Origin of the sequence: Bacillus cereus group sp. N21 (genome assembly GCF_016483395.1) — a bacterium.
Lineage (GTDB): Bacteria > Bacillota > Bacilli > Bacillales > Bacillaceae_G > Bacillus_A > Bacillus_A pseudomycoides.
Genome location: NZ_JAEHBX010000002.1, coordinates 163,627 through 188,860, shown reverse-complemented (window position 1 = coordinate 188,860; position 25,234 = coordinate 163,627). Strand labels below are relative to the sequence as shown.

The following is a 25,234-nucleotide window of genomic DNA, read 5'->3' as shown; positions in this document are numbered from 1 at the left end:
AGAAATGAATGAACCAAAAATAGGCTTAGCTCTTGGATCTGGAGGTGCGAAAGGCTTTGCGCATGTCGGGGTGATTAAAGTGTTACGAGAGGCGAATATTCCCATTCATATGATTGCTGGAAGTAGTATGGGGGCGTTAATTGGGACATTTTATGCAGCGAGTTGCAACGTGGAGAGACTCTATCGAATGGCCACATTATTTAAACGAAAATACTATTTGGATTTTACTGTACCGAAAATGGGATTTATTTCTGGAAAACGGGTAAAAGATATGATTAAAATGTTTACATATAATAAAAATTTAGAAGAGTTAGATATCCCAACTGCAGTTGTGGCCACTGACATTTTAAAGGGGGAAAAAGTTGTATTTACAAGCGGTTCTATTGCTGATGCGGTGAGGGCGAGTATTTCTGTGCCAGGAGTGTTTGTACCTGAAAAAATAGATGGTCGTTTATTAGTGGATGGCGGAGTGATTGATCGCATCCCTGTATCCGTTGTTAAAGACTTAGGAGCTGATATTGTAATTGCTGTAGATGTATCTCCTATTAAGGTGAACGGAGAAGTTACATCCATTTATGATGTTATCATGCAGAGTATTGAGATTATGCAGCATGAACTTGTTGTTAATCGGCAAATTGCTTCAGACTTAATGATGCGCCCGGCAGTAGAACAGTTTAGTTCTCGTGCTTTTACCAATATCGAAGACATTATTCGAGTTGGAGAAGAAGAGGCCGAAAAACACATTCAGAAAATTTACTTATTAATTGAGCAGTGGAAGGAGAAAAATAATGTTTAAGCGTTTTCGTTTTATATATGCAATTTTAATTGGCGTTATATTAGCAATGTTGCTTGTCTATGTACGTCTACCATATTATGTAACAAAACCAGGTATGGCGGCGAAATTAGAACCATATGTACAAGTTGATGGTGGGAAGAAAGAGTCAGGTGATTTTATGCTCGTGACCGTTTCGATGGGGCCTGCGAATGTTGTAAATCTAATAGCTGCCCAATTTAATAAATATAATCACATTTCTAAAGCAGAGGAGATTTTGCAAAAAGGTGAGAGTGATGAAGAATATCAATTCCGCCAAGCGTATGCAATGAAAGATTCTCAAAACGCAGCCATTTATAATGCGTATAAGCGAGCAAATCGTTCAGTTTCCTTTCAAAACAAAGGGGTTTTAGTTGCTGGGATTGCGAAAAATATGTCCGCTGAAGGGAAATTAAAACTTGGGGATATAATTGTCGCTGTTGACGGTCAGCCTTTTGAAGCGATAGACCAATTTATTGCATATATGTCAGGTAAAAAAGAAGGGGATGTAGTAAATATTGAGTATATTCGTGGGGGGAAACGTTCTACAGAAAAACTAACGCTAAAACAAATTCCTGATGGCAAGGGACGTGTTGGTATTGGAGTTTCCATTGTTACTGAAAGGGACTTAGTAGTAGATCCAAAGGTGAAAATTGATTCACATGAAATTGGGGGACCATCAGCAGGATTAATGTTTACATTGGAAATCTATAATCAATTGACTGAAGAGGATATGACAAAAGGTCATGAGATTGCTGGAACGGGAACCATTAATGAAAAGGGAGAAGTTGGTCCGATTGGTGGTATTCAACAAAAAGTTGTAGCTGCTAGTGATGCGGGTGCAGAAATATTCTTTGCTCCAAATGAAAAAGGGGCACCGAAATCGAATTATAAAGAAGCGCTTGAAGCAGCGAAAGATATAAAAACAAAGATGAAAATTGTACCAGTAGATACATTAGATGATGCGCTAGCATATTTAGAAAAAATGTCAGAAAAAAAGTAAACCTCTCGCCCTAGAGAGGTTTTTTTATAAAAAATTATTCGTTGTTTCATCATACCGAATAGGATGCTGAGTTATATCCTTTTGTATACATTTTGTACGTAAAGGTTCTTGTAGCACTGAAAAATAAACAGCATTTGCTTTGCGCTCTATATCTAGAACGGGATGTTGAAATGTTTTCGTATGAGTAAGAAGCGGGAGTCCTAGATTTTTTTTGTGTTTCGAAATATAAGTTTGTCCTTTTTGTGACATACCAAGTAAACGGATATATGGTGCATGTTGCTCTATATGTGCCTTTTCCATTTCTTCTTTTGTTGTATTTGTTAAAATATGTGTACATACCCGTTGTAATCTAGTCCATGTATAACGTTTTGTTTTTAATGCTTCCATGAAAGTAAGAAATGAAGAGGTATTATGTATTTTTGATAAAATACGATGCTCCAATCCTTCCTCTACCTCATATATCTGTTGTAAATCCTTGGAAGACATTGTCAAAAGTCTATATTTAAAAAATGGGAAATACTCCTCCCAACAATGCAGTGTATGATACGTTTGTTTATAGCTTTCTAAAAAAGATGCGGTACAATTGGGTACAAATGGATAAATGGTTGTGAATGAATCATTTTCACTAAATAATTGTTTGCGAATGCTAGTCGCACTTGCAATATGGTTATCTTGAAAGGTTTCGTCATGGTAATGAGATGCGAACCTTTCAATGGTATGTGCATGAATGGAACTTTTCTGAGAAAGAATCGCTTCAATGTAATGTAAGCCTAATATATTATTTGGCTGGGACATATCAACAGTATTGACGTCCGATAAGATGTGTGAGAAGGCTTGAGAAGTTGCTTTGGCATAGCTGTTTCCAGCATCCATAAATTGCTGCACAAGTTGATTGAAAGTATCTTTTTCCTTTTGGCGTAAAGAAATGGTATTATAAAAGTTTTGAACCTCTCCATCCTCACTGCCGAAGCAAATTTCAGAAACGCCAAGGGCATCTAAAATAGAAATAGCACCGTTAGCAAATGTTTCGGCTTTTTGTGTTGCGAATGTATAAGGGAGTTCAACAACAAGATCTATACCACCGGCTAGAGCCATCTTGGTTCGGAACCATTTTGATAAGAGAGCTGGTTCACCACGTTGTAAAAATGATCCGCTCATGACAGCGATTGTAATGTCGGACTGTGTTAACTTTTTTGTTTGTTGCACATGATAAGCATGACCGTTATGAAAGGGGTTATATTCAACAATAATACCGCTTGCCTTTATGATAATCTCTCCTTTCGATGTAGCATCTTTTCTAAAAACATGATAATCTATATATTATTTCCTATAATGACTTCATTATAGTGTAAAGAAAAAACATTGACAAATATAAAATGGCTAGCTATAATTTTGTTTGTTGCCTTGAGGTGATATGATATGAAATGGTCCATCCATCAATTAAACAAATTGAGACATAAAGGATTGACATTGGATGAGATGGTAGATGTAAGTGAGCTAAAAGAAGTCGAGAAAGAAATTCGAGAAATTAATCCTGTCCATGTAACAGGTAGAGTTGATTTTGGCTCCAGTAAGTTTACGTTTCATCTACATATAACTGGAAGCATGGTTTTACCATGTTCTCGCTCTTTAGTAGATGTAACATTACCATTTGACATTAAAACAACTGAGGTGTTCCAAACTTCAGAAGAAGAGTATGAAACGGAAGCGGAAATCCATTACTTAGAAGGAGAAGTACTTGACTTACTCCCAATAATCAAGGAAAATATACTTTTGGAGATTCCAATGCAAATTTTCAGTGATGATGTTTCCGGTGGAGCACCAACGCAAGGTCAAGACTGGCAAGTGATTTCGGAAGAAAGCAAAGAAAAGCCTGTTGATCCAAGGTTAGCAGGACTTGCGAAGTTTTTTGACAAATAATCGGAAGACTGGTTCAGGCCTTCATATGAAAATAACTATTTCTTTTAAGGAGGTGGGAAGAATGGCTGTACCTTTTAGAAGAACTTCTAAAACAGTAAAAAGAAAGCGTCGTACGCATTTCAAATTATCAGTACCTGGTATGGTAGAGTGCCCAAGCTGTGGTGAAGCGAAATTAGCTCACCGTGTATGTAAAGCATGCGGTACTTACAAAGGTAAAGAAGTAATCAGCAAGTAATTGTGGAAATAAACGCAGAAGATATTCTTCTGCGTTTATTTTTTTTGTATTATTCTTTATATGTTGGTATTCTATCTTTTCTAGTAACTGCATATGTTTAATAAAAAATGCATAAGGAGGACTAGAGGAATGGCGACAACAAGACAAGATGCATGGACTGATGATGAAGATTTACTTCTGGCAGAAGTGGTACTCCGGCATATTCGTGAAGGAGGAACCCAGCTTTCCGCATTTAAAGAGGTAGGTAGACATTTATCTCGTACACCTGCAGCATGCGGATTTAGGTGGAATTCTTACGTTAGAAAGCAGTATAAAGAACGTATTGAAGAGGCAAAACAAATTCGTAAGGTAGAGAATTATGTAGTAAGGCAACCAAAAGTGGTGGAGTTTTCTCCTACATCAATTACATTAGACGATGTTATTAACTTCTTACAAAAATATAAAGATGAAAAAGAATTAAAAGAATTACACCAAAAAATTGAATTGTTACAAAAGGAAAAGGAATGGCTTCTACAGCGTGTATCTGTATATGAAGAAGAGTATCGTACTTTGCTTGATTATATTGATCGAAAAAGAAGTGTGATGGTACTAGAAACAAAAGAAAGAGATACCATTCATGAGCATGAAACATTAGAAAAGGTGAAAAAATAAAAACAGCTGAATAACAGCTGTTTTTATTTTATGCGGATTCTTCATTTGTAACCGCATTCAAATTAGCTTCTGGATGCCAAATGTAAAATTCGCCATCAGTGGTTGATATTTGCCCGAAGTTTAGTTTCTCCCAAAATGCAGCGGATTGAATACGAGCTGTTGTTTTGATTGGAAATTGTAGTTGTTTTGCATAATTAACAAGCATTTGACCAAAACCCTGTTTTTGGAAGTTTGGTAACACTTCAAGTTTAGAGAGTTCTACGTAAGATCCAGTAATCTCAAGATTTAATTCACCATGTCTCCTCATGTACAAGCTCATACGTGCGATAAGGGATCCGCCGTAATAAATGCCGTAAAATGGGGACTCGCTATCATTTTCAATAATATTTGCTTGCAATTCTTCGAACATGGAGAGTTCTTGAGCGCCACAGCCCTTAAATTTTTTAAATTCGTCTAACGTTTTATAATTGATGAGCAAGCGCTCAACTTTTGGGAATGTCATTACAACACATCCTTTTCTCGTTTTGTAAAATAAAGAAAAGTATAAATATTTCCAATAATATTATAACTCATTTTTTCATTTTTATGAAGGAAATAGAATATTTCTTTCAGTATTTTTTTGAGGATTTGCTACACTAGTCGTATGAAGGGAATTTATATATATTTATGAAATGTACTTTTAGTTGTTGAAATATAAATAAGATATACTCAATGTTATGATGAGTTATAGAGGGGAGGTAATCAGGAGGCTTCTAATTGATTACAGGATATCTTTCTTCTTTGTATTCGTTAGGAGATTCTGAGGGGATAGAGATGAAGATTGGGATTGTTGGTCCGGGAGCTATTGGTCTTCTTTTTGCATTTTATTTAAAAAAGAACAAACAGGATGTTACATTATTTACAAGAACGGTAGAACAAACTGAAAAGTTAATGCAGGAGGGGATAAGCTGTATTCGTAAGGGAAGAAAGGAAACGGTATTTCCGAATGTTACGCCATTAGAGAGTATTGTAGGTGAACAAATGGACTATACGTTTATTGCTGTAAAACAATATCATTTAGCGAATATACTTCCTTTCATAAAAGGACAAAGGCAGATTATCTTTTTGCAAAATGGAATGTCTCATCTGGATATATTACACGAAATAAAGTGTGAAAATGTAGCGGTGGGGATTGTGGAGCATGGGGCAAAAAAAGAAAATGAATATACAGTGCGCCATACAGGAGTAGGGGTTACGAAATTTGGAGTAGTAAATGGTGATTGGTCTCAATTTGAGGCGCTATTGGATTGTTTTTCCTCAAAGTATTTTTCGGTGCAAGTAGAAGAAGATTGGAAACAAACAATGAGTTATAAACTTGTAATAAATGCCTGCATTAATCCACTAACAGCTTTATTTGGTATACAAAACGGAGAATTGCTATCGAATCCTTTTTTTTATAAAGTGATGGAGCAAATATTTCAGGAGGTCATGTTCCTTGTAGGGGAGGAAAAAAAAGAAGAGATGTGGCAATTGGTTTGTCATGTATGTGAAACAACATCCAGTAATACATCCTCTATGTTAGCTGACGTAAAAGAGAATCGGGAAACGGAAATTGATGCTATTATTGGCTATGCGATAGAAGAAGCGAGGAAACAGCGAAAGCAAGTTCCCACACTGCAATTTTTATACAATTCAATAAAGGGATTAGAAGTATAAGAGATATTCTTTGCTTTTACATCAAACATTGACTACAATTTGGATTGGTGAGAGAACAGGATAGGAAAGGAAGAATTATATGGAGATAAAAGAAATCTCTGTTCCACTACAAGGTGTTGTGGCGGACTATATGAAGGGTAGAAAAGAAGTGCAGGCATTCTTCGACTATCCGTTGACAGAAGATGGATTCGGGCGGCGTCTGTATGATTTGCGTGATAAGAAGTTTTTCCGTCAAGACTTAGTGGCACATTTATTGGAATATAATACCAATTTACATGCTGGAGACCATACTCTTCGGAATATAGAGGCGCTAGCGGATGAAAATACATATGTTGTTGTTGGAGGACAACAAGCAGGACTATTAACAGGACCTCTTTATACTGTGCATAAAATTATTTCGATTTTGCAGCTTGCAAAAGAAAAAGAAGCAAGTTTAGGAGTTCGTGTAGTTCCTGTTTTTTGGATTGCTGGTGAAGATCACGATATCGATGAAATTAATCATGTGTTTGTAACGAAAAATAAAAAAATAAAAAAGACGATTTTCCATGATCGTCATCCAAAAAAGGCAAGTGCATCTGAATCTGATCTTTCAATAGCAGACTGTAGAAAGTGGATTGAAGAAATTTTCAAAACATATCCGGAAACGAATTTTACAAAGGATGTATTACAGTTTGTTGAAGATGCTTTGCAGAATTCTCGTACATATGTAGATTTCTTTGCGCATCTTATTATGAAATTATTTGTAGATTCAGGATTGATTCTCGTTGATTCCCATCATCCAGCGTTAAGAAAGTTAGAAGTTTCTTTTTTTAAACAAATACTAAGTCGATATAAAGAAGTGCAAATGAGTCTTCAAGAACAACAGCAATTAGTAAAGGAACAAGGATATAAACCGATTATTGAAACAAAATCAAATGCAGTGCACATATTTATGCAAATTGATGAAGAGCGTGTGTTGTTAGAAGAAGAGAATGGGAAATTTGTTGGAAAAGATGGTATTTATTCATTTTCGTATGAAGAGTTGATAGCGGAAATGGAAAAAAGTCCGGAACGATTTAGTAATAATGTTGTAACAAGACCACTTATGCAAGAATATATATTTCCGACATTAGCGTTTATTGGAGGGCCTGGTGAAATTGCTTACTGGAGTGAATTGCAGCAAGTATTTCATGTGTTTGGTTTTCAGATGCCTCCGGTTGTTCCGAGACTCACAATTAGTTACATGGAACGCGATATTATAACAGATTTACATGATTTACAATTACAAGAGAGTGATCCATTTGTAAATGACATAGATATGCTACGTGAAGAGTGGCTTTCTAATCAAATAGAAGAACCAATTGATAATCAGTTTATAGAAGCGACAGAGAAAATGATGGATGTTCATACTTCTTTACAACAGTTTGTAAAAAAAATTGACCCGGGATTGCAGCAATTCGCTGAGAAAAATGAGCGGAAAATTAAAGAGCAAATTGAGTTGCTAGAAAGAATGTTAAAGCGAAATGTTGAGAAAAAACATGAAGTAGAGCTGAATAAATTTCGCCGTTTACAATACGCGCTCCGTCCGCTAGGTGCGCCGCAAGAACGGGTATGGAATATATGTTATTATTTAAATCAGTTTGGATTAGATTTTGTTGAACGAGTAATGAAGCAATCGTACTCTTGGAACGGGAACCATCATATTATAAAACTATAAAATCTTGCTCTTAGGAGCAGGATTTTATTTTTTGTACGTGGAATTAACTGTAAAGTGATTTTATTCCGAATTATCTAACGGAATGTTTGGAAGTATGATATTTATAATAAAGCACATGTATATGACAAAATAGAACAAAATGTAAACGTATTATTGTGTTTTTCGACATGTTTTTATTTAATTTCCCGCAAAAAATGATAAAATTTAGTATATAATAAAGTGAAACTGCGATTTGTGGATATTAGATTTCCACTGACGCCAAGTTGGATGTGACATATTTTCGTAGCATTAATTTCCCGACATATTGGGTGGTTTATTAGGAAGAAAAAGAGACATTCAACGTAATTATTTTGCAAAAAGTAGGTGCAACAATGTTTAAACACGTAACAGTTCTTTTAAAAGAAACAGTAGATGGTTTGGATATAAAACCAGGTGGTACATATGTAGATTGTACGCTAGGTGGTGGAGGACATAGTTCCTATTTATTATCCCAGCTAACGGAAGGGGGAAAATTAATTGCATTTGATCAAGATGAAATTGCGATTCAAAATGCAAAAGAAAGATTTTCTTCTTATGGTGATCAATTTATAACAGTGAAGAGTAATTTTCGCTATTTGTCAGAAAAGCTACATGAATTAGGAATAACAGAAGTAGACGGAATTTTATTTGATTTAGGTGTTTCATCCCCACAATTAGATACACCAGAACGTGGTTTTAGTTATCATCATGATGCGCCCTTAGATATGCGGATGGATCAAGATGCCCCATTAACGGCATATGATGTTGTAAACAACTGGTCATATGAACAACTCGTAAGAATCTTTTTCCAATATGGTGAAGAGAAGTTTTCAAAGCAAATTGCAAGGAAAATCGAAGCGTACCGCGAGAATAAGGCGATTGAAACGACAGGAGAGTTAGTAGAGCTAATTAAAGAAGGGATTCCTGCTCCAGCTCGTAGAACGGGTGGACATCCTGCAAAACGAGTGTTCCAAGCGATTCGAATTGCTGTAAATGATGAGTTGAAAGTATTCGAGGAGGCACTGGAATCTGCGATTGAAATGGTTAAACCAGGTGGAAGAATCAGTGTTATTACGTTCCATTCATTAGAAGATCGTATTTGTAAAACAACATTTAAACGAAATAGTACAACACCACAGCTTCCTCCAGGATTACCAATTATCCCTGATGAGTTTAAGCCGAAACTAAAGCTCATTACAAGAAAACCGATTTTACCTTCTGATGAAGAGTTAGAAGAAAATAATCGAGCGCGTTCTGCGAAGTTACGAATCGCTGAAAAACGATAAAAAGGAGAGAGAGGTATGACAAATTTAGCTGTAAAGTATAAACAACAACAAGTGCAAGAACAAGTGCAAGTACAATCTCAAGCTCCGCAGCAAAATGTACAATCAAAAGCGAAAACAAAAATTACAAGAATTGAAAAATTGTTGTATGTGGCTTTTATTGGCTTTTTATTATATGCTTGTGTGGCTTTTATTGGAAATAAAGCAGGCCTGTACCAAGTTGATGCGGAAGCAGCAAAAATAGAGAATGAAATTGTGGAAAAACAAAAAACAAACCAAGAATTACAAGCTGAAGTGGAAAAGTTAAGTCGCTATGAGCGTATCGCAGAAATCGCAAAAAAACACGGGCTAGAAATTAATGCGAATAATGTGAAAGGTTTACATTAATATAGTAGGTGTGAAGAAAATATGAAGACGAATATGAACAAAATTCATACCAATAAAGGAGCAGGTTACTTTATGATATTTTTCCTCCTGCTCTTTTTGCTGTTGTTAGCCCGATTCTTTTATATTCAAGCGACAGGAACAGTACATGGTCAAGACTTAAAGAAACTTGCACAAGACAAGCATAATAAAAATGGTGTACTTGAAGCGAATCGTGGAACGATTTATGATCAAAATGGACATGTGTTAGCGCAAGATGCGAACTCATACAAGATTGTTGCGAAACTAAAAGGTGAAAAACCTGTAAAAGATAAAGAGGATGCTGCAAAGAAAATTGCAGGTGTACTTGGGACAGGTGAAGATGAAATTTTAGCCACTTTAAACAAAGATAAGAGTCAGGTAGAGTTCGGAGCGCTGGGAAAGAACTTGACGAAAGAGAAGAAAGAGCAACTAGAAAGTCTTAAAATACCAGGTATTTCATTTGTTACAGAAAAAGCTAGAGTGTATCCAAATGGGGATTTCGCATCTTACGTATTAGGTTATGCAAAACCTGATGATAAAGGAATTGCGGAGGGGAAATTTGGACTAGAAGAGAGTTTAGATAAGTATTTACGTGCATCTAATGGAAGTGTAGCATATACAGGAGATCGTAATGGTGTTTCTCTCGATGGTGGAAAGCAAAATGTAAAGCCACCGAAAAATGGAGAAAATGTATATTTAACAATTGATCAACGTATTCAAGGTTTTTTAGAAGATGCGATGAAAGCAGCTGATCAGCACTATGAACCTTCTATGCTAATTGGATTGGTTGCAGATCCGAAAACAGGAAAAATACTAGGAATGTCTAGTCGACCTAGCTATGACCCAAATAAGGGTGATATTCAATACTATTTTAATGATCCAATCGCAAATGCGTATGAGCCGGGGTCTACGATGAAAATTTTCACATTAGCTGCGGCGATTAATGAAGGTGTATATAATGGTCAAGAATATTACCAGTCAGGTACGTATCCAGTTGGAAATCGTAAAATAAAAGATCATAACGGTGGTGCAGGCTGGGGATCTATTACATTTGATGAAGGGGTTGAGCGTTCTTCTAACGTTGCATTTGCAATTTTAGGAGATCAAAAACTTGGTCCAGATCGTTTCCGTCAATATATTCATAAATTTGGATTGGATGAAAAGACTGGCATTGATTTACCTAAGGAAGGAAAAAATACAATTGTATTTGACCAGCAGATTCAACAGGTAACAACAGCATTCGGACAAGGCTCTACTGTAACACCGATGCAACTTGTACAAGCTGCAACCGCAATCGCAAATGGTGGGAAAATGATGAAACCTTATACCATCGAACGAATTGTAGATCCACTAACGAATAAAGTGGAATTAGAGCATAAACCTGAAGAAGTGGGACAACCAGTTACAAAAGAAACAGCAGAACAAGTAAGACAATTATTAGAACGCGTTGTTACCTCACCAAAAGGAACAGGGAATGCGTATAAAATCGATGGATACTCTGTTGGTGGTAAAACAGGAACAGCACAAATTCCGGATGGAAAAGGTGGATATATGACTGGAAAAGAAAACTATATTTTCTCATTCCTTGGTATGGCACCAATGGACGATCCGCAATTAATTGTTTACTTTGCAATTAAGCAGCCGAAATTAAAAGATAATGAATACGGGGCACAACCTCTCGCGGAAATGTTTAAATCTGTAACGAAAAATAGTTTAGAGTATTTGAAAATTAAACCGAATCAAGTGAAAGATTCGAAGAAATATGTGAAAGAGCAACAGGCGGTTGTTCCAGAGGTAACCGGAAAAACAATGGAAGAGGCAAAAGCAACATTAGAAAAAGCCAAATTCCGTCCGATTATAGTAGGTGAAGGAAAAGTAAAACAACAGGTACCAAAAGCGACTGAAAAAACATTGAAGGGCGATCGAGTCTTCTTAGTAGGAGATAAACCGTTGATGCCAAATATACAAGGATGGGCACTTCGGGATGTAATGAATTTAGCGAAAACGTTAAATCTTAATTTGAAGCCATCTGGTACAGGATATGTGACAGAACAAAGTGTGGCGGAAGGAACGCCGTTACAAGCAGGTACGGAATTAGCTGTAACACTTGTACCACCGCTTGAGCCACAGCAAGAGGCAGAAAAGCCATAGAATGTTCTAGGTGCATAATGTAAGAAGTCCAAGAGGTTCTATTCGAATAGGTACAAGCATATATTGGAACAAGCTAGGCGTAAAGGAGGCTTGTTCCAATATGCGTGTATCGAATGTAACAGTTAGAAAGCGACTTATTTTTATACTTATATCAGGTATACTCATTTTTACAATTATTGATATTCGTCTTGGATACGTACAGTTTTTTCTTGGGAATATGTTAACAGATCGTGCAAAGGATTCATGGAGTCGTAATATTACTTTCGAACCTGAACGAGGAAAAATTTTAGATCGAAATGGTGTGGAGCTTGCAACGAATAAAAGTGCACCAACTGTCTTTGTTGTACCAAGGCAAATTGAAAAACCAGCAGAGACTGCAGAGAAGTTAGCTGCAGTTTTAGGTGTGGAAAAAGAGGAAATTTATAAACGGGTTACAAAAAAAGAGTCCATTGTAAGATTGGATAAGGGCGGAAGGAAAATTTCTCATGATAAAGCAAAGGAAGTACGTGCTTTAAGTTTAAAAGGTGTTTATATTGCTGAAGATTCCATTCGGTATTATCCGTTCGGAAAATATTTATCGCATGTACTAGGGTTTGCTGGTAGTGACAATCAGGGGCTTATGGGACTTGAGTCGTATTATGATAAAGAGCTAAATGGTGATAAAGGGCATGTGCGCTTTTTTGCAGATGCGAAAGGGCAAAGGATGCCGAATGTTGGAGATGATTTCAAAAAACCAGAGGCAGGCTTAGATTTAAAATTAACAATCGATTCTCGAATCAATACGATTATAGAGAGAGAAATGAATATCGCAGATTCTACGTATAATCCAGATGGTATGATCGCAATCGCGATGAACCCGAAAAATGGTGAGATTTTAGGAATGTCAAGTCGCCCAAGTTTCGATCCCGCGGATTTTCAGAGTGTTTCACCAGAAGTGTTTAATCGAAACTTGCCTGTATGGAGTACATATGAGCCGGGATCGACTTTTAAAATCATTACACTTGCGGCTGCTTTAAATGAAAAATTAGTAGACTTGGAGAAAGATACGTTTTATGATGATGGAGCAGCTGAAGTTGGAGGCGCTAGGCTACGTTGTTGGAAAGCTGGTGGCCACGGTAGTCAAACGTTTTTAGAAGTTGTTCAAAATTCTTGTAACCCAGGTTTTATTGAGCTTGGGGACCGCCTTGGAAAAGAAAAGTTATTCCAATACATTCGTGATTTTGGTTTTGGACAGAAGACAGGGATTGACTTGCAAGGAGAAGGAAAAGGGATTTTATTCAACCTAGATAAGGTTGGTCCGGTTGAACAGGCGACGACTTCTTTTGGGCAAGGGGTTTCTGTTACACCGATCCAACAAGTTGCTGCGGTAGCGGCAGCTGTAAATGGTGGGACATTATACCAGCCGTATATTGCGAAAGAATTTGTTGATCCATCGAATAATCAAGTTGTAAGAAAGAAAACACCGGTCGAGAAAAGAAAAGTTATTTCCAAGGAAACATCGGAAAAAGTTCGTTATGCGTTAGAAAATGTTGTAGCGAAAGGTTCTGGTAAAGGTGCATATATTGATGGTTATCGTGTTGGTGGAAAAACAGGAACTGCCCAAAAAGTAAAAGACGGAAAATATTTAGATAATAACTATATTGTATCTTTTATTGGGTTTGCTCCAGCAGATGACCCACAAATCGTTGTGTATGTTGCGGTTGATAATCCAAAAGGAGTTACTCAATTTGGTGGTGTTGTTGCTGCGCCAATTGTAGGAAATATTCTTCGTGATGTGCTTCCTGTGATGGGAGTAGAGCCACGCAAGGAGCAGGTTGAAAGGGAATATAAATGGGGCGATACACCTACAATAGAAGTTCCGGATTTAATCGGGATGAAGAAAAAAGATTTGCAAACGCAGCTTGTAGATTTGCAGCTCGATGTAAGTGGTGAGGGAGACAAAGTAATTAAACAATCACCAGAAGCTGGTGCCAAAGTAAAGGAAGGATCAAAAATTAGGATTTACTTTGGTAATTAAAAGTCAGAGATTGTGTTTTGTGATACAATTGGTGGAAGTTGAGTTAATATATAATCTCTGTTTTCATAGAAATTTATTTTCTATGAAAACAGATTATATTGCTCTTGAACATAAAAAATAAAGAATTTATCAGCTGAGGTATTATATGATGCACTGATAAACGAGTCTGATTTTTCGGGCTCTCAGCAAATGCTTCCTTCTTCAATTTTTAGCGAATGAAGGATAGGAAGAATTACTTATTAAGTAAGAGATAAATAAACAATGTAGAGAGGGTTTAGTGAAATGAAGTTGCACACACTTGTATCATGTTTGCATGATTTTCCAGTTGTTCCAAAAGAAAATCCAGAAATTACATCCATTGAAGCAGATTCACGTAAAGTGACAAATGGAAGCTTATTTGTATGTATGAAAGGGTATACGGTTGATAGCCATGATTTTGCTAAGCAAGCAGCCGCGCAAGGTGCGGCTGCTATTGTTGCGGAAAGACCGATTGATGTTGACGTTCCAGTTGTACTTGTGAAAAATACCTATCGTTCTTTAGCGGTTTTAGCTGATTATTTTTACGGACAGCCAACGCATAAATTACACTTGATTGGGATTACAGGTACAAATGGAAAGACAACAACATCGCATATTATGGATGAAATTATGCGGGCACACGGTCATAAAACAGGGCTAATTGGAACAATTAATATGAAAATCGGTGATGAAACATTCGAGGTGAAAAATACAACGCCAGATGCACTGACACTTCAGCAAACGTTTCGCCGTATGGTTGAGCAAAATGTAAATAGCGCAGTAATGGAAGTTTCTTCACATGCATTAAGTCTTGGCCGTGTACACGGTTGTGATTATGATGTAGCTGTATTTACAAATTTAACACAAGATCATTTAGATTATCATAAAACGATGGAAGAATATAAGCATGCAAAAGGCTTGCTTTTTGCTCAGCTTGGTAATAGCTATCATCATAACCGTGAAAAGTACGCTGTGTTAAACAGTGATGATCCAGTAACAGAAGAGTATATGAGAAGTACTGCGGCTACGGTTATTACGTATGGAATTGATACACATAGTGATATTATGGCAAAAGATATTGTGATGACGAGTGGTGGAACAACATTTACCCTTGTTACGCCAAGTGAAAGTGTAAATATTACGATGAAGTTAATTGGAAAGTTTAACGTATACAATGTTTTAGCAGCAATAGCCGCTACTCTTGTGTCTGGTGTAACTTTGCAAACGATTATTCATGTTGTGACGAATTTAACTGGAGTTCCAGGCCGCTTTGAAGTTGTGGACGGGGGACAAGATTATACAGTTATTGTCGATTATGCACATACTCCAGATAGTTTAGAAAATGTGTTAACAACAGCGAAACAATTTGCAAAAGGGAATGTGTATTGTATTGTTGGTTGCGGCGGTGATCGTGATCGGACGAAAAGGCCAATTATGGCTGGTGTCGCTACAGAATATGCAACACACGCAATCTTGACTTCAGATAACCCAAGAAGTGAAGATCCACAAGCGATTTTGGATGATATGTTAGCAGGTGCAAAAGGAAATAATTATGAAGTCATTGTTGATCGAAAAGAAGCGATTTTCCATGGGGTTTCAGAAGCGAAGGCAGAAGATATTATTATCATTGCTGGAAAAGGGCATGAAACGTATCAAATTATTGGCAAAGAAGTACATCATTTTGACGATCGTGAAATTGCGAAAGAGGCAATCACTGAGCGTTTAAACAACAAAGAGTAACAACATGAGAGGGGGACTACATGTGCTTGAACAAGGTTTATTAGTAACGGCTGGGGTAGCTTTCTTAATTTCTGTTGCCCTTTCGCCATTGTTTATTCCAATTTTACGTAGGTTAAAGTTTGGGCAAAGTATTCGTGATGAAGGGCCAAAATCACATCAAAAGAAATCGGGAACACCAACGATGGGTGGTATTGTCATTTATGTGTCTATGATGGTGACAACACTTATCATGGCAATTAAATTTAAACATTTAAATGCGGAAGTATCATTATTATTATTAGTTACATTTGGTTATGGATTGATTGGTTTTTTAGATGACTATATAAAAGTTGTTAAAAAAAGAAATCTTGGTTTAACATCAAAACAAAAATTAATCGGTCAGCTAGTTATTGCAATTGCATTCTTTGTAATTGCAAAAGGGCAGGGATTTGATACACATTTAATGATTCCAGGAACCGAAATTAAATTTGATTTACACTGGGCATATTTTATCCTTGTGCTATTTATGCTTATTGGTGGATCAAATGCAGTCAATTTAACAGATGGTTTAGATGGATTGTTATCAGGAACAGCCGCAATTGCATTTGGAGCATTTGGCATTATTGCAGTTGCTCAAGATCAATATGCCGTAGCTATTTTCTGTATGGCAGTTGTAGGAGCGGTACTTGGATTCTTAGTGTTTAATGCAAATCCAGCTAAAGTGTTTATGGGAGATACAGGTTCCCTTGCTTTAGGTGGTGCAATAGCTGCCGTAGCTATTTTATTAAAGCAAGAATTATTACTTGTTGTAATTGGCGGCGTATTTGTAATGGAAACTTTGTCTGTTATTATTCAAGTTATTTCATTTAAGACGACAGGAAAACGTGTTTTTAAAATGAGTCCACTGCATCATCATTACGAATTATGTGGCTGGTCAGAATGGCGTGTTGTTGTAACATTCTGGTCTGTAGGATTTTTATTGGCAGTATTAGGAATTTATATCGGGGTGTGGATGTAATTGAAAACTGTAACTGACTATCAAAATAAAAATATTCTTGTATTAGGTATTGCAAAAAGTGGCTATGCAGCAGCAACTTTATTAAAAAGCTTAGGTGCAAATGTTATTGTAAATGACGGAAAACCGTTAGCAAATAATGTATTAGCTGCAGAATTGCAAGCAAAAGGAATGGACGTTGTATGCGGTGGTCATCCACTAGAGTTGTTAGAAAGAAATATTTCACTTGTTGTAAAAAATCCAGGGATTCCATATTCCAATCCACTACTGGTTGCAGCGAAAGAAAAACAGATTCCAATTGTGACAGAAGTGGAGCTTGCATATCGTATTTCAGAAGCACCGTTTGTTGGAATTACGGGGTCAAATGGAAAAACAACAACGACAACACTAACGTTTGAAATGTTGAAAGAAGGACAAAAACATCCTGTTATTGCTGGAAACATAGGTACCGTAGCATGTGAAGTCGCGCAAGCAGCGAAAGAAAATGAAGTAGTTGTTACAGAACTTTCATCATTCCAGCTAATGGGAGTGGAAACATTCCAGCCTAAAATTGCAGCATTTTTAAATCTGTTCGAGGCTCACCTAGATTATCATGGTACAAAAAAAGAGTATGGTTTAGCAAAAGCGAATATTTTTAAAAGCCAAACTGAAGCTGATTATAGTGTAATTAATGCTGATGATGTAGATGTAATGGCGTTATCAGCAAATAGTAAAGGACAAAAAGTATTATTTTCGGCTACTAAGGTAATTGAAGATGGTGTATGTATTAAAGACGGTGCTCTTTATTTTAAAGGTGAGAAAATCGTTGAAGTTCAAGATATCGTTTTACCGGGTAAACATAATTTAGAAAATATTCTAGCTGCTATGAGTATTGCTAAATTGCTAGGGGTAGAAAATGAGGCAATTATTGCCGTATTAAAACGCTTTACAGGTGTAAAACATCGTTTAGAATATGTAACAACAATTAATAATCGTAAGTTTTATAATGATTCAAAAGCAACAAACATGTTAGCAACAGAAAAGGCGCTATCAGCATTTACGCAGCCTGTTATTTTGTTAGCAGGTGGGCTTGATCGAGGAAATGAATTCGATGATTTAATTCCATATTTTGAACATGTAAAAGCGATATTAACATATGGACAAACAGCACCTAAGTTAGTAAGGGCAGCTGAAAAAGCAGGGATAGATATTATTGAAAGTGTCGATAATTTAGAAGAGGCTGTAGAAAGAGCGTATTCTCATTCTACAGATGGAGATGTAATTCTTCTTTCGCCAGCTTGTGCAAGCTGGGATCAATTTAAAACATTTGAAGAAAGAGGAGACATTTTTATACAAGCTGTGCATAAACTTATATAAAGTAAACAAAACATCAGTAGGCTAACACCTACTGATGTTTTGTTACATAGAAGAAAAAAGCTTCTTCAAAAAAGGTGGTGCTCATTGCCAATGAAGAAAACGCCTGATTTTATTTTAATTATCGTAACACTTTTGTTGTTAACAATTGGAATGATTATGGTCTACAGTGCAAGTGCTGTCTGGGCTTCCTATAAGATGGGGGATTCATTCTTTTTTGCAAAACGACAGCTATTATTTGCGGTACTTGGTGTAGCTGCCATGTTTTTTATTATGAAAATTGACTACTGGACATGGCGTACTTATTCGAAAGTGATTTTGCTCATTTGTTTTATCCTTCTCATTCTTGTCTTAATCCCTGGAGTTGGACTTGTTCGAGGGGGAGCGCGAAGCTGGATTGGGATTGGAGCATTTTCGATTCAACCGTCAGAATTTATGAAATTTGCGATGATTATTTTTTTAGCTAAATTTTTAGCGGAAAGACAAAAATTGATTACATCTTTTAAAAAGGGGCTACTTCCAGCACTTGGTTTTGTATTTGTTGCATTTGGAATGATTATGTTACAACCAGATCTTGGAACAGGAACAGTAATGGTTGGGACATGTATCATAATGATTTTTGTTTCAGGAGCACGCATTTTTCATTTTGCAATGCTAGGGCTAATAGGAGTAGCGGGATTTGTTGGATTAATTGCATCGGCACCATATCGAATGAAACGTATTACGTCTTATTTGGATCCGTGGTCAGACCCACTTGGGAGTGGATTTCAGATTATTCAATCGTTACTTGCGATTGGCCCCGGTGGTTTGTTTGGGCTAGGACTTGGACAAAGTAGACAAAAATTTCTTTATTTACCCGAGCCGCAAACAGATTTTATTTTTGCGATTTTATCCGAAGAATTAGGTTTTATTGGTGGGTCGTTTGTGTTATTATTATTTAGTCTGTTATTATGGCGTGGGATTCGTATAGCATTAGGAGCGCCTGATTTATATGGTACGTTTTTGGCAGTAGGTATTGTGGCGATGATTGCGATTCAAGTGATGATTAATGTTGGTGTTGTAACAGGACTAATGCCTGTTACAGGAATTACTTTGCCATTTTTAAGTTATGGTGGGTCGAGTTTGACCTTAATGCTAATGGCAGTTGGCGTATTATTGAATATAAGTCGTCATTCTCGCTACTAAACCCTGTTTATAAGACAGGGTTTTTCGTGTGTAGAAAACGGAAAATATATTATAAATATATGAATATATAAAATTGAATTTAGAACAGAGAAGCGGAGGAATTTGTAGTGCGAGTATTAGTTAGTGGTGGTGGCACGGGAGGTCATATATATCCAGCTCTTGCGTTAATTAGAGAAATAAAAAAACTACATCCTGAAGCAAGATTTCTATACATTGGTACGGAAAATGGATTAGAAAGTACAATTGTTCCAAAAGCAGGGATACCATTTCAATCGATTGTCATTAGTGGATTTAAACGGAAAATATCCCTTGATAATGTAAAAACAGTGATGCGTTTTCTAAAAGGTGTACAAGATAGTAAACGATATATTCGTCGCTTCAATCCAGATGTTGTAATTGGTACAGGAGGCTATGTATGTGGTCCAGTCGTTTATGCGGCGGCGAAATTAGGGATTCCTACAATTGTACATGAACAAAATAGTGTACCTGGTGTAACCAATAAATTTTTAAGTCGCTATGTGGATAAGGTAGCTGTTTGTTTTGAAGCGGCATCTGAACATTTCCCAAAGTCGAAAGTTGTCATGACAGGAAATCCGCGTGCATCAGAAGTAATGAACCAAAATGGCATGAAAGGGAAGCGTTCTGTTGGATTATCTCTTTCTAAAAAATCTGTGCTTATTTTTGGTGGAAGTCGCGGGGCAAGACCGATTAATGATGCGTTTGTGGCAGCAATTGAACAATTTGGTAACAAAAATTATGAAGTATTGTATATCACAGGTGAAGTGCATTATGATAAAGTCATGGAGGCTATAAAACAAAAAGGGAATCCGGATAATGTAATCATTAAACCGTTTATTCATAATATGCCAGAGGTACTTACTGGTGTGGATCTTGTCGTTTCACGTGCTGGTGCTACAACATTAGCAGAGTTAACAGCGTTAGGAAAACCAAGTATTTTAATTCCGAGTCCTTATGTGACAAATAATCATCAAGAGAAAAACGCGAGATCTGTTGTCGATAAGGGAGCAGCAAAAATGCTTCTTGAAAAAGATTTAACTGCTGAAGCTCTTCTTCATGATATTGATGAAATTCTATTAAATACACAAACATTACAAAACATGAAACTAGCTGCTACGCAGTTAGGAATTCCGGATGCAGCAAATAAGTTATTTGAAGTGATGAAAAAACTTGTACAAAATAACGTTAGGTGAATGCCCTGCATACTACTGTAATACGGAGATTTAATATGGGGGAGATCATCATGAAACAATTAGTAAAGGAACTTATCGAAGCAGAAGTTGGTAAAGTGTTAGAAAATGAAGCGTTAGCTCGTTATACAACTATGAAAATAGGTGGGCCAGCTGATATTCTAATCGTGCCAAGTAGTGTTGCTGGTGTGGAGAATACTTTAGATTTAGTAAAGAAATATAACACAAAGTGGACAGCAATTGGACGTGGTTCTAATCTTCTAGTATCTGATAAAGGTATTGAAGGTGTTGTAATTCGTTTAGGAGAAGGATTAGATCACTTAGAAGTAGAAGGAACTACTGTACGAGTTGGGGGAGGATATCCTCTTATTAAGTTGTCAACACTACTTAGTCGCCAAGGTCTAGCTGGATTAGAGTTTGCTAGTGGTATCCCAGGAAGTGTCGGTGGAGCAGTATATATGAATGCCGGTGCACATAAATCAGATATGTCAGAAATTTTGATGAGCGCGCGTATTATGTTTGAAGATGGTACAATGAAGTGGTTAACAAAAGAAGAGATGGGATTTTCTTATCGTACTTCTGTTTTACAAACAAAGCGTCCTGGCATTGTAGTAGAAGCAAAATTGCAGTTGAAAGAAGGAAATCGTGAAGAAATAGTTGGTGTAATGCAAAAGAATAAAGACTATCGTCGTGAAACTCAGCCATGGAATCATCCTTGTGCCGGCAGTATATTTAGAAATCCACTACCAAATTTCGCTGGAGATTTAGTCGAAAAGGCAGGTCTACGTGGTCATCAAATTGGCGGTGCGAAAATTTCCGAAATGCATGGAAACTTTATTGTCAATGCAGGATCTGCATCAGCACAAGATGTGCTGGATTTAATTGCATTTGTCAAAAAAACAATTAAAGAAAAATTTGGTGTAGATATGCATACAGAAGTGGAAATTATTGGAAGGTAGCTGTTATTTGTTCCGCTCATTATCATTTATGGTATAATAAGAAGATAAGAACGGCATGCGTAACATGCCGTTCTTTATGTTACATAGGGGGATCGTACATGAAAAATAGTAAAGTGATTAAACTACAAGATCGTGTACCAAAACTAAAGAATCAAAAAAAGAAGAATAAAAAACCTGTCAATCAGAGATTAATTTTATATGTATCGATTTTATTTTTATTAGTACTTTTTTTAATTTATTTTCGGTCTCCACTTAGTAATATAAAAAAAATAAGTGTTCTAGGAAATCATTATATGACAGATGAACAAGTCATGAAGGAATCTGGAGTTACATATGACACGAGTTATTTTCGAGTGACAGCACATAAGGCTGAAGAGAATTTAACAAAACGAAATGAAATTAAGAAAGTAAATGTCAAAAAACGTTTTCCAAATAAAATTGACATTCACATTGAAGAGTATGTAACGATAGGTTATATAAACAAAGGTGGAAAGTTACAGCCACTTCTAGAAAATGGTAAAACACTTGACGTGCTTCCGAACGGGAAATTACCTGTCGCAGCTCCGATTTTTGAACCATTTAAAGAAGAGAAAATGAAAGAGTTAATTGAAGAGCTAGAAAAATTAACTCCGACTATTCTCAGATCTATTTCTGAAATTCATTATGCTCCAACGAATTCAAATGAAGACCATCTTACTTTGTATATGAATGAAGGTTATGAAGTGAGTACAACTATACAAGATTTTGCGAAGCGTATGGAAGCATATCCACTTATTATAAAGAATATAGAGTCGGGTAGAAAAGTCCTAATTGATTTAGAAGTTGGCGCATACTTTAAATATTTAGATAATGAAGAAAAAAAGCAGTAGAGTAGTAGTTTTATTTCTTTTCAAATACAATAACGACAAGTGTGTTTTTCTATGTGTAAATTTCATTACAATTATGATTAATTTGGTGAAAAATAACTAGATTTTCTTCGATTCATGCTAGGATTGGTACAAGTTTAGCTTTTCTATGAGTACATCTTAGTGTAGACTTATATTTGGCGATAATCTTTGCATTTGAAATCGAGTTATTTCAAAGATAAAGCAGTCATTCACAGATTACTGTGATTGCAATAAGTGAATGTTAAATAAAAATAAGAAAAATATAGGGTTAAAAAAGGGAAACGCATAAAGACGTTGAATATTTTTCTTATAAATAGTAAAGCTGCGATTGTTGTTCCATATATTGACCTGTATGGTATAAATAAAGAAGGAGGTGCCAAAGAATGAACAGCAATGAAATATATGTTAGTCTTGACATCGGTACATCCAATGTTAAAGTCATCATTGGTGAAATGGTTAATGATGGTTTAAACATTATTGGTGTTGGAAACGTAAAATCAAATGGTTTGAAAAAGGGCTCCATAGTTGACATAGACGAAACTGTTCGATCAATCAAAAAAGCAATTGAACAAGCTGAGCGTATGGTAGGAATTCACATTGAACAAGTTGTTGTAGGTGTGAATGCAAATCAGGTGCAGCTTCTTCCTTGTCACGGAGTTGTCGCTGTTTCAAATGAAGATCGTGAAATTGGAAATGAAGATGTCTTACGCGTTCTGGATGCAGCACAAGTTGTATCAATTGCTCCTGAACGTGAATTTATTGATGTGGTGCCTCGACAATTCATAGTAGACGGTCTTGATGAGATTAACGATCCACGCGGGATGATTGGTGTAAGATTAGAAATGGAAGGCACGTTAATTACAGGCTCAAGAACGTTATTACATAATTTACTACGTTGTGTGGAAAAAGCGGGCCTTGAAATTGTTGATATTTGTCTGCAACCTTTAGCAGCTGCAACGGTTGCTTTATCTTCTGATGAGAAAAATAGAGGTGTAGCCCTTGTTGATATTGGCGGAGGATCTACAACCTTATCGATTTTTCAAGATGGAGAGTTACAAGCAACAAGTGTATTGCCTTTAGGTGGAGATCATATAACGAAGGATATCGCTATAGGACTTAAAACTTCAACTGAAAGTGCGGATCAAATTAAGCTGAAATATGGACATGCTTTTTATGATACTGCATCTGAAGAAGAAGTGTTTACGGTTCCTATTATGGGAAGCGATCAAACAGAACAATATTCACAACTAGAGTTATCTGATATTATTGAGGCACGTGTAGAGGAAATCTTGATGTTTGTTCAAGAAGAGGTCCAGAAGCTAGGAGTAAAACAAGTAGCGTCTGGTTATGTACTTACTGGTGGGATTGCTTCTATGCCGGGTGTTCTTGATCTTGCATATGATATTTTACATGAAAATGTTCGTATAGCCACTCCAGATTATATTGGCGTTCGTGAACCACAGTATACAATTGGAGTCGGATTAATTAAACATTCTTATCAAAAAGCGAAATTGCGCGGAAAAAATGTTCAGGAAAAGGAAGAACATTTTGAACCTGTACCAGCACCAATGCCGGTACAGCAGCAACCTGTAAAACAAACAACGCGTAAGCAAAGCAAAAATAATGAAGACAATGAGCGTATGATGTCAAAAGTAAAACGTGTATTCCGCTATTTATGGGATTAAAATTGCACACGAAAAATGAGGTTCTAGGGGGATTTCGACATGTTAGAGTTTGATACTACTCAAGATCAATTAGCGAGCATAAAAGTTATCGGTGTCGGCGGTGGCGGAAATAACGCTGTAAACCGTATGATTGAGCACGGTGTACAAGGTGTGGATTTCATTGCTGTGAACACTGATGCGCAAGCATTAAATTTATCAAAAGCTGAAACGAAAATGCAAATTGGCGGAAAATTAACGCGTGGACTTGGTGCCGGCGCAAATCCTGAGGTAGGGAAAAAAGCCGCTGAAGAAAGTAAAGAACAAATCCAAGAAGCACTTCGTGGTGCAGATATGGTCTTTGTAACAGCTGGTATGGGCGGTGGAACTGGTACGGGTGCAGCTCCAGTTATTGCACAAATCGCAAAAGAACTAGGCGCGTTAACAGTTGGTGTTGTAACACGTCCATTTACATTCGAAGGTCGCAAACGTGCGACGCAAGCTATATCTGGGATTACAGCATTTAAAGATAATGTAGATACAATCATTGTTATACCGAATGATCGTATTTTAGAAATTGTAGATAAAAATACACCAATGCTTGAAGCGTTCCGCGAAGCGGATAACGTATTACGACAAGGTGTACAAGGTATTTCCGATTTAATTGCTACACCTGGTCTCATTAACTTAGACTTTGCAGACGTAAAAACAATTATGTCTAATAAAGGTTCTGCATTAATGGGTATTGGTGTTGGAACTGGTGAAAACCGTGCAGCAGAAGCAGCAAAACGTGCAATTTCTAGTCCGTTATTAGAAACATCTATCGATGGTGCACAAGGTGTTCTTATGAATATTACTGGGGGCACAAACTTAAGTTTATATGAAGTGCAAGAAGCGGCAGATATCGTTGCTTCAGCTTCAGATCCAGAAGTGAATATGATTTTCGGTTCTGTAATTAATGAGAGTTTAAAAGATGAAATTGTTGTTACTGTAATTGCAACTGGTTTTGATGATAGTGTTACAGTTCAGCCGCCAAAAACATTTGTACGTTCAACGGCGACTACAAATCACGCGCAACAGCAACAACCAACAGCACAGCCACAAAAACAACGTGAAGTAAAACGCGAAGTGAAACGTGAAGAGTCTATTGTACATGATCGTAATACAGATTCAGATGATATCGATATTCCAGCATTTTTACGTAACCGTCGTAGACGATAAAAAGAAAGGAGCCTCAGGGCTCCTTTCTTTTTTATTACACAACCTTAAATATTTTAAAATAAAAAAACTTATCTCGCTATTCATAAATATATAAATTCATTTTGATTTTTCAACGTACAAGTC

At 36.6% G+C, this 25,234-nt stretch carries 22 protein-coding genes; 20 read left to right on the top strand and 2 right to left on the bottom strand.

Annotated elements, in window-relative coordinates; all coding sequences use genetic code 11:
* Positions 1-4 precede the first annotated feature (4 nt).
* Positions 5-796, top strand: coding sequence for a patatin-like phospholipase family protein (locus JDS96_RS01960; RefSeq protein WP_016116047.1), 792 nt, complete (start codon positions 5-7; stop codon positions 794-796).
* Positions 789-1,814, top strand: a complete 1,026-nt coding sequence (locus tag JDS96_RS01955) for a SepM family pheromone-processing serine protease (RefSeq protein ID WP_018780894.1) — start codon at positions 789-791, stop codon at positions 1,812-1,814. The genes JDS96_RS01960 and JDS96_RS01955 overlap by 8 nt, the downstream gene beginning before the upstream one ends.
* Before the next feature lie 24 nt (positions 1,815-1,838).
* Here the strand turns inward: JDS96_RS01955 and JDS96_RS01950 are convergent, their stop codons facing one another.
* A complete protein-coding gene (locus JDS96_RS01950; protein ID WP_199665842.1) occupies positions 1,839-3,080 on the bottom strand; it encodes a nucleotidyltransferase in 1,242 nt (413 codons plus the stop codon).
* A gap of 153 nt (positions 3,081-3,233) precedes the next feature.
* Here JDS96_RS01950 and JDS96_RS01945 point away from each other — a divergent pair, with 153 nt between their 5' ends.
* The 3 genes from JDS96_RS01945 (at position 3,234) to JDS96_RS01935 (ending at position 4,620) form a co-directional block, all read left to right on the top strand.
* Positions 3,234-3,734 (top strand): YceD family protein, encoded by a 501-nt coding sequence (locus tag JDS96_RS01945; protein WP_003199747.1) that lies wholly within the window; start codon positions 3,234-3,236, stop codon positions 3,732-3,734.
* Between the two features lie 61 nt (positions 3,735-3,795).
* Complete coding sequence (gene rpmF / locus JDS96_RS01940; protein ID WP_001984764.1) at positions 3,796-3,969, top strand: 50S ribosomal protein L32; 174 nt, start codon at positions 3,796-3,798, stop codon at positions 3,967-3,969.
* A gap of 129 nt (positions 3,970-4,098) precedes the next feature.
* Positions 4,099-4,620, top strand: a complete 522-nt coding sequence (locus JDS96_RS01935) for an RsfA family transcriptional regulator (protein WP_006095784.1) — start codon at positions 4,099-4,101, stop codon at positions 4,618-4,620.
* A 28-nt stretch (positions 4,621-4,648) separates the two neighbouring features.
* Here the strand turns inward: JDS96_RS01935 and JDS96_RS01930 are convergent, their stop codons facing one another.
* Complete coding sequence (locus JDS96_RS01930) at positions 4,649-5,122, bottom strand: N-acetyltransferase (RefSeq protein WP_006095783.1); 474 nt, start codon at positions 5,120-5,122, stop codon at positions 4,649-4,651.
* 305 nt (positions 5,123-5,427) lie between these two features.
* Between JDS96_RS01930 and panE the strand changes: the two genes are divergently transcribed.
* From panE to ftsZ, 15 genes are all read left to right on the top strand, one after another.
* The gene (panE, locus tag JDS96_RS01925) at positions 5,428-6,315 is read left to right on the top strand and encodes a 2-dehydropantoate 2-reductase (protein ID WP_033799701.1); all 888 of its coding nucleotides are present in this window, start codon (positions 5,428-5,430) and stop codon (positions 6,313-6,315) included.
* 79 nt (positions 6,316-6,394) lie between these two features.
* Complete coding sequence (gene bshC / locus JDS96_RS01920) at positions 6,395-8,011, top strand: bacillithiol biosynthesis cysteine-adding enzyme BshC (RefSeq protein ID WP_199665831.1); 1,617 nt, start codon at positions 6,395-6,397, stop codon at positions 8,009-8,011.
* A 371-nt stretch (positions 8,012-8,382) separates the two neighbouring features.
* Positions 8,383-9,315 carry a 16S rRNA (cytosine(1402)-N(4))-methyltransferase RsmH gene (rsmH, locus tag JDS96_RS01915; protein WP_016116040.1) on the top strand — a complete coding sequence of 311 codons (933 nt, stop codon included), beginning with the start codon at positions 8,383-8,385 and terminating at the stop codon, positions 9,313-9,315.
* 15 nt (positions 9,316-9,330) lie between these two features.
* Positions 9,331-9,699, top strand: a complete 369-nt coding sequence (gene ftsL, locus JDS96_RS01910) for a cell division protein FtsL (RefSeq protein ID WP_199665830.1) — start codon at positions 9,331-9,333, stop codon at positions 9,697-9,699.
* A 21-nt stretch (positions 9,700-9,720) separates the two neighbouring features.
* Entirely contained in the window at positions 9,721-11,868 is a 2,148-nt protein-coding gene (locus JDS96_RS01905; RefSeq protein WP_199665829.1) for a penicillin-binding protein, read from the top strand.
* A gap of 100 nt (positions 11,869-11,968) precedes the next feature.
* Positions 11,969-13,885, top strand: a complete 1,917-nt coding sequence (locus tag JDS96_RS01900) for a stage V sporulation protein D (protein WP_003208238.1) — start codon at positions 11,969-11,971, stop codon at positions 13,883-13,885.
* A gap of 282 nt (positions 13,886-14,167) precedes the next feature.
* Entirely contained in the window at positions 14,168-15,643 is a 1,476-nt protein-coding gene (locus tag JDS96_RS01895) for a UDP-N-acetylmuramoyl-L-alanyl-D-glutamate--2,6-diaminopimelate ligase (RefSeq protein WP_003199768.1), read from the top strand.
* A gap of 22 nt (positions 15,644-15,665) precedes the next feature.
* Positions 15,666-16,640, top strand: a complete 975-nt coding sequence (gene mraY, locus JDS96_RS01890) for a phospho-N-acetylmuramoyl-pentapeptide-transferase (RefSeq protein ID WP_018764757.1) — start codon at positions 15,666-15,668, stop codon at positions 16,638-16,640.
* Positions 16,641-17,993: a UDP-N-acetylmuramoyl-L-alanine--D-glutamate ligase gene (gene murD / locus JDS96_RS01885; RefSeq protein WP_199665828.1), complete on the top strand. Its 1,353-nt coding sequence runs from the start codon at positions 16,641-16,643 to the stop codon at positions 17,991-17,993.
* A gap of 84 nt (positions 17,994-18,077) precedes the next feature.
* A complete protein-coding gene (gene spoVE / locus JDS96_RS01880; RefSeq protein WP_018764756.1) occupies positions 18,078-19,175 on the top strand; it encodes a stage V sporulation protein E in 1,098 nt (365 codons plus the stop codon).
* Positions 19,176-19,282: 107 nt separating this feature from the next.
* Positions 19,283-20,386 carry an undecaprenyldiphospho-muramoylpentapeptide beta-N-acetylglucosaminyltransferase gene (murG, locus tag JDS96_RS01875; RefSeq protein WP_003199778.1) on the top strand — a complete coding sequence of 368 codons (1,104 nt, stop codon included), beginning with the start codon at positions 19,283-19,285 and terminating at the stop codon, positions 20,384-20,386.
* Between the two features lie 50 nt (positions 20,387-20,436).
* Complete coding sequence (gene murB, locus JDS96_RS01870; protein WP_199665827.1) at positions 20,437-21,342, top strand: UDP-N-acetylmuramate dehydrogenase; 906 nt, start codon at positions 20,437-20,439, stop codon at positions 21,340-21,342.
* A 98-nt stretch (positions 21,343-21,440) separates the two neighbouring features.
* Positions 21,441-22,211, top strand: coding sequence for a cell division protein FtsQ/DivIB (locus JDS96_RS01865; RefSeq protein WP_199665826.1), 771 nt, complete (start codon positions 21,441-21,443; stop codon positions 22,209-22,211).
* 401 nt (positions 22,212-22,612) lie between these two features.
* The gene (gene ftsA, locus JDS96_RS01860; RefSeq protein WP_097794320.1) at positions 22,613-23,914 is read left to right on the top strand and encodes a cell division protein FtsA; all 1,302 of its coding nucleotides are present in this window, start codon (positions 22,613-22,615) and stop codon (positions 23,912-23,914) included.
* Positions 23,915-23,953: 39 nt separating this feature from the next.
* Positions 23,954-25,111 carry a cell division protein FtsZ gene (ftsZ, locus tag JDS96_RS01855; protein ID WP_003199787.1) on the top strand — a complete coding sequence of 386 codons (1,158 nt, stop codon included), beginning with the start codon at positions 23,954-23,956 and terminating at the stop codon, positions 25,109-25,111.
* Positions 25,112-25,234: the final 123 nt, after the last annotated feature.